The sequence below is a fragment of the Mycobacterium sp. genome (assembly GCF_036488105.1).
In the GTDB taxonomy this organism is placed as follows: domain Bacteria; phylum Actinomycetota; class Actinomycetes; order Mycobacteriales; family Mycobacteriaceae; genus Mycobacterium.
Genome location: NZ_DASXHW010000481.1, coordinates 1 through 5,487, shown reverse-complemented (window position 1 = coordinate 5,487; position 5,487 = coordinate 1). Strand labels below are relative to the sequence as shown.

Genomic DNA, 5,487 nt, shown 5'->3' with positions numbered 1-5,487 from the left:
CGCCGATACCGATCAGCGAGTTGGGGAAACCCAGCGCCGACGCTTGCGGCGTCGTCATCACCGAACCGCACGACACGATCGGGTTGAGGTTGCATGACGGCACATACGCCGGGTTGAGCAGAAGTTCGATCTTCTCGACCGTCAGTGTCGCCGAAGCGATCAACCCGATCACGCCCGCGATCAATATCCACCACGCGCTGGCCCTCGGCACGACCGGCTGCGCATCTGACGGCGGCGTCGAGTCCTCTACCGGCCCATCAGGTTTGGCCGATGCCGTGGCAGTCACGACGCCGCTGGGGTCGCAGCCGAGTCGATTCCGGGCACATCCCCGACGATCTCTTTGATCTTGGCGACAAACGCGTCCGGCGTCGACCACTGGTAGTCCTGGCCGTTGATCCGCACGGTCGGGGTGGCGTGAATACCCTGCGATGTCGCCAACCCGTCGACCATCGGCAGGTATTTGCCGGACTTCACGCACTCGGGGACCTTGCCGACCACGCCGGCCTCACGGGCCAACTCGATCAGCTTCGCGTTGTCGGGGAACGATGTCCCGGTCTCGGAGGGCTGAATGTCCTTGGTGTACAACGCGGTGTGGAACCGCCGGAAGGCATCGATCGACTCGTCGGCGACGCAGTAGGCGGTGTTACCGGCGCGCGACGAGTAGTCCTGGTTCTGCGGCCTGCTCAGCAGCCCGATCATGTAGTAGTCGGCCGCGATGGCGCCGTCGTCGATCAACTTGCTCACCGTCGGGCCAAACGTTCGCTCGAAATTGCCGCAGGCCGGGCAGAGGAAGTCCTCGTAGAACGTCACGACCGCTTTCGGATCGTGACTGCCGTCCTTGGTGACCAGCTTGCTCGACGTCACCCGGACCGCGCGCGCGCCGCTGGCGGCGGTCTTCTTGTCGTGCGAGATCACGATGTAGCCGACGAGGACGACGGCGAACAGCACCACGATCGAGGTGAGCCCGATCCGGACCAGGATGTCACGTCGGCGCCCGGCGGCGTTCAGGTCGTATCGGGCTGGGCGGTTTGATTTGGCGGCTTTATCCCCCATGGGCAAGTCTCACACTCCGGATAGTCGGCGTCGCGGTCGGGTCGCGATGCGGTCTGCGATAGCGACTAAGCCTACCGGCGTCGCTATTGCAGGTCAGACGCGGCTGAGATGGGCCCGCAGCGCCGAAATCAACTCCGCGGTGGCCAGCGCGCTTCCGCCACCCAGCGGGAACAGACTGGCAAATCCGTGCGTGAGCGATCGCATCGACCGGAGGTCGACGCGGGTCCCGGCCTGGTGCAGCGCGTCCGCGTAGCGGTTGCCCTCGTCGCGCAGCGGGTCGAAGCCCGCGGTAGCGATCAGTGCGGGCGGCAGACCGGCCAGCGAGTCGGCGAACAGCGGCGACACCCGCGGATCCGTAGCGTCGACGCCCGAACCACCCAGGTATTGATCGGTGAACCAGTCGATGTCGGCTTTGGTGAGCAGGAAACCATCGGCGAACAAGGTCAGCGACCTGGTCTGCGCGGTGAAGTCGGTGCGGGGATAGAGCAGCCACTGCAGCACCGGCTGCGGGCCCTGGGGGTTTTCATCGCGCGCCAGCTGCGAAACGACGGCGGCCAGGTTGCCGCCGGCGCTGTCGCCGCCGACGACGATCTTGTCGGGGATCGCGCCAAGTTCCCCGGCGTGTTCGCACGCCCACTTGAACGCCGCATAGGCGTCGTCGACCGCGGCCGGTGCCGGGTGTTCGGGGGCCAGCCGGTAGTCGATCGACAACACGTGCACGTCGGCGTCACGACAGGTCAGCCGGCACAGCGGGTCGTGGGTGTCCAGATCACCGATCACCCAGCCGCCACCGTGGTAGAAGACCACCAACGGCGCAGGCCCAGACGTCGCCGGACGGTAGTGCCGAGCCGGGATCGGGCCGGCCGGTCCGGGTATCGACACGTCGCTGACGCCGACATGGATCTGCGGTCCGCCGAAGCCGAAAGTCATCTCGCGCAGCTGAGCCCGCGAGACGCCGGGGTCTTGGCCCAGGACCAGGCCGTTCATCCCGAACGCACGCAACCCGGACAGCGCCAACTGCAGGGTGGGGTCCAGCGTGTTGCCGTCGATGATGACCGCGCGGCCTCCCGACAACAACCGTTTGGCTCTGGTGGGCACCCACGGAATCACCTTGAGCCCGGCACTGGTGGCGGCGCTCTGCAGCCGGTTGGCCCAGCCACCACCGGTCTTGAGCTGCTGATCCGAGGTGCCTGGCAGACTTCGTGTCATGGGTGCTCCCTTAGTCACGCTCAACGACGGTAATTCCATCCCCGCGGTCGGATTCGGCGTATTCAAGATCCCGCCCACGGACACCGAGCAGGCGGTGAGCAGCGCGCTGCAAGCCGGATACCGCCATATCGACACCGCGGCGATGTACGGCAACGAACGCGAAACCGGCCGTGCGGTCGCCGCGTCTGGTGTGCCCAGAGACGAACTTTACTTGGTCACCAAGCTGTGGAACTCCGAACAGGGTTACGAGAGCACGCTGGCCGCATTTGACGCCAGCATGAAGAGGCTGGGGATCGATGTTCTGGACCTCTACCTGGTGCACTGGCCAATGCCGAAGCTGAACAAGTTCGTCGACACCTTCAAGGCGTTCGCCCATCTGCGCGACCAGGGCCGGATCCGGTCCATTGGGGTCAGCAATTTCGAGCCCGAGCACATCAATACTTTGGTCGACGCGACCGGGATCGTGCCTGCCGTCAACCAGGTCGAGCTGCATCCCCGGCTCCCGCAAACCGAGCTACGTGAGCTGCACGCCCGGCTCGGAATCGCGACCGAGGCGTGGGGTCCGCTCGGGCAGGGTTCGTTGCTGACCGATCCCACCGTCACCGGGGTCGCCGAGGGCTGCGGCCGAACACCGGCCCAGGTTCTGATTCGGTGGCATATTCAGCTCGGTAACATCGTCATCCCCAAGTCAGTGAACCCTGAGCGGATTGCGAGCAACTTCGACGTGTTCGATTTCGAACTAAGCGAAAACGACATGGCGTCAATCTCATCGCTCGACGACGGAAACCGGCGGGGTCCTGATCCACGAACCTTCGACTTCACAGGCAGGTGAATGACGTGACCGGCGAGTCGGGCGCCTACGTCCCATCCATTGCACTCAACGACGAAAACACGATGCCGGTGATCGGCCTCGGCGTCGCGGAATTGTCCGATGACGAGACCGAACGCGCCGTCTCGACGGCGCTGGAAGTCGGCTACCGGCTGATCGACACCGCCGCGGTGTACGGCAACGAAGCCGCCGTCGGCCGCGCCATCGCGGCCTCCGGAATTCCCCGCGCGGAGCTGTTCATCACCACCAAGGTGGCCAATGCCGACCAGGGTTTCAACCTTACCCAGGACGCCGTCAAGGTCAGCCTGGACAAGCTCGGGCTGGACTACGTGGACCTTTTTCTCATCCACTGGCCGATGGCGCAACTGGGTAAGTACGTGGACGCCTTCGGCGGCCTGATTCAGTCCCGCGGTGATGGTCATACCCGTTCGATCGGGGTGTGCAACTTCAACGAGGAATACCTGGAAACGGTCATCGATCTGACCTACGTCACCCCCGCGGTCAACCAGATCGAGCTGCATCCGCTGCTCAACCAGGCCGAGCTACGCGCGGTGAACGCACAGCACAACGTCGTCACCGAGGCCTACAGCCCGCTGGCGGTCGGCAGGTTGCTGGACAACCCCACCGTGACGTCGATCGCCGGCGAATACGACCGCACCCCGGCGCAGGTGCTGATCCGGTGGAGCATTCAACTGGGCAACGTGGTGATCCCGCGGTCCAGTAACCCCGAGCGGATTGCCGGCAATTTCGATGTCTTCGATTTCGAATTGACCGCCGCACACATGGAAGCCCTCAACGGGCTCAACGACGGCACCCGGGTGCGCGAGGATCCGCTGACCTATACCGGCGTCTAGCCCGCTATCCGGTCGGGCAGCCCGCCGCGGCCTGACGCAGGACGTTGCTCGACACCAGGTCGACGGGAAGCCCGTACCCGCGCGACACCGCGATGTACTGCATCGCGTACTGGCACCAGAACGCGTGGTTCGGCGGCATCCACAGCCCCGGCTGCGAATCGCTCTTATCCTGATTCGCCTGACCTTCTACTGCAAGCAGATTCGCCGGGTCATTGGCGAAGCGGACCCGCTGGGCTAAGGGCCAGTCGTAGGCACCCATGTCCCACGCCAGCGCCAGCGGCACGATGTGGTCGATCTGCACCGCCTCACCGACTTTCGCGCCGCGGTGAAAGTTGATGGTGTCGCTGGTGTAGGGGTCATGCAGCGTGCCGGTTTCCACTGCGTCGGGGCAGCGTTTGGTCCAGACGTTTGTTTTGTCGACTAGATCGCGGTTCAGAACGTCGTCGCGGGTATCGCAGCCGTTGTGCCCGCCGGGGGCATCGTTGTCGTCGGTCCAGGCGTCGCCGAAAGCGGCACGACGGTAGTCGTATCGGCGAATTCTCAGCGGCACCACCGTGATTCCGCCCAGTACGTCGACACCGGGTTGCAGCGTCGGCACGTCAGCCCGAGCCGCGAACTCCCGGTCGCGCTCCCCCGCCGACGTGACCACGACCTGGTAGGCAACCAGCACGGCGAGCATCGCGACCGCCGATAGCCAGAGCACCGTCCTGCGGGTCATGACTTGTCCAGGAATTCGATGCGTTCAGTACCGGTGAAAGGTGCTGCCAGTAACGCCAGTCCGGGATGTGCGGCCTGATCCTCATAGGCCTGCTCGCAGAAGTCGCGAGCCGCCTCGATGACGTCTCGGTGATCGATCAGCGACAGCAGCCGCAGCGTGATGGCGCGGCCGGACTGGCTGCGGCCCAACACATCTCCCTCACGGCGCTCGCGCAGATCCAGGTCGGCAAGCTCGAAGCCGTCGAGCGTCCCGGCAACCGCGCTCAGCCGCCGGCCCGCCCGTGAGTGCGGTGTCATCCAACTGGCCAGCAGACAGATGCTGGCGTGTTCGCCCCGGCCGATGCGGCCGCGCAGCTGGTGCAGCTGGCTGATCCCGAAACGGTCGGCGTCCATCACCAGCATCACGGTCGCATTGGGAACGTCGACACCGACCTCGATGACGGTGGTACACACCAGCACATCGATCTCGCGGGCGCGAAAAGCCGCCATTACGGTGTCCTTCTCATCGCCGGTCAGCCGGCCATGCATGAGCCCCAGCCGCAGGCCGGATAGCTGATCGCTGCCCAGCCGCGCGTAGAGTTCTTCGACTGTCGCCGAAGGCCTTTGGTCTTTCTCCGCTTGACCGCCGCTGTCGGTGTCGTCGATTCGGGGCGCCACCACGTAGGCCTGCCGCCCTTCGGCAACTTCCTCGATGATGCGCCGCCAGGCCCGGTCCAGCCAGGCCGGTTTCTCGTTGACGAAGATGGCGGTGGTGGTGATCGGCTGGCGGCCACGGGGAAGCTCGCGGAGCGTCGACGTCTCCAAGTCGCCGTACACGGTCAAGGC

General features: G+C 65.2%; 7 protein-coding genes. 2 read left to right on the top strand and 5 right to left on the bottom strand.

Annotated features, from left to right (window positions below; genetic code table 11):
* The 3 genes from VGH54_RS25195 to VGH54_RS25185 all read right to left on the bottom strand — a co-directional run.
* Nucleotides 1-211: vitamin K epoxide reductase family protein (locus VGH54_RS25195; RefSeq protein ID WP_331514857.1), on the bottom strand; the 211-nt coding region annotated here is incomplete at its 3' end.
* Nucleotides 212-282: 71 nt separating this feature from the next.
* Nucleotides 283-1,053 (bottom strand): DsbA family protein, encoded by a 771-nt coding sequence (locus VGH54_RS25190; protein WP_331514856.1) that lies wholly within the window; start codon nt 1,051-1,053, stop codon nt 283-285.
* Between the two features lie 93 nt (nt 1,054-1,146).
* On the bottom strand, nt 1,147-2,262 hold the full coding sequence (locus tag VGH54_RS25185) for an alpha/beta hydrolase (protein WP_331514855.1): 1,116 nt from the start codon (nt 2,260-2,262) through the stop codon (nt 1,147-1,149).
* On the opposite strand from VGH54_RS25185, the gene VGH54_RS25180 reads away from it, so the two are divergent.
* Both VGH54_RS25180 and VGH54_RS25175 read left to right on the top strand, forming a co-directional pair.
* A complete protein-coding gene (locus VGH54_RS25180; RefSeq protein ID WP_331514854.1) occupies nt 2,261-3,094 on the top strand; it encodes an aldo/keto reductase in 834 nt (277 codons plus the stop codon). The genes VGH54_RS25185 and VGH54_RS25180 overlap by 2 nt on opposite strands.
* A 5-nt stretch (nt 3,095-3,099) precedes the next feature.
* Nucleotides 3,100-3,945, top strand: a complete 846-nt coding sequence (locus VGH54_RS25175) for an aldo/keto reductase (protein WP_331514853.1) — start codon at nt 3,100-3,102, stop codon at nt 3,943-3,945.
* A gap of 4 nt (nt 3,946-3,949) precedes the next feature.
* On the opposite strand, the gene VGH54_RS25170 is transcribed toward VGH54_RS25175, so the two are convergent.
* Together VGH54_RS25170 and VGH54_RS25165 are read right to left on the bottom strand one after the other, a co-directional pair.
* A complete protein-coding gene (locus VGH54_RS25170) occupies nt 3,950-4,663 on the bottom strand; it encodes an HNH endonuclease family protein (RefSeq protein ID WP_331514852.1) in 714 nt (237 codons plus the stop codon).
* A partial coding sequence (locus VGH54_RS25165) for a helicase-related protein (protein WP_331514851.1) occupies nt 4,660-5,487 on the bottom strand: 828 nt, incomplete at its 5' end. The genes VGH54_RS25165 and VGH54_RS25170, both read right to left, overlap by 4 nt.

Excerpts from the sequence above, each read along its gene's own strand:
- VGH54_RS25190 (WP_331514856.1), bottom strand. The coding sequence starts at position 1,053 with ATGGGGGATAAAGCCGCCAAATCAAACCGCCCAGCCCGATACGACCTG.
- VGH54_RS25180 (WP_331514854.1), top strand. The coding sequence starts at position 2,261 with ATGGGTGCTCCCTTAGTCACGCTCAACGACGGTAATTCCATCCCCGCG.
- VGH54_RS25185 (WP_331514855.1), bottom strand. The coding sequence starts at position 2,262 with ATGACACGAAGTCTGCCAGGCACCTCGGATCAGCAGCTCAAGACCGGT.
- VGH54_RS25170 (WP_331514852.1), bottom strand. The coding sequence starts at position 4,663 with ATGACCCGCAGGACGGTGCTCTGGCTATCGGCGGTCGCGATGCTCGCC.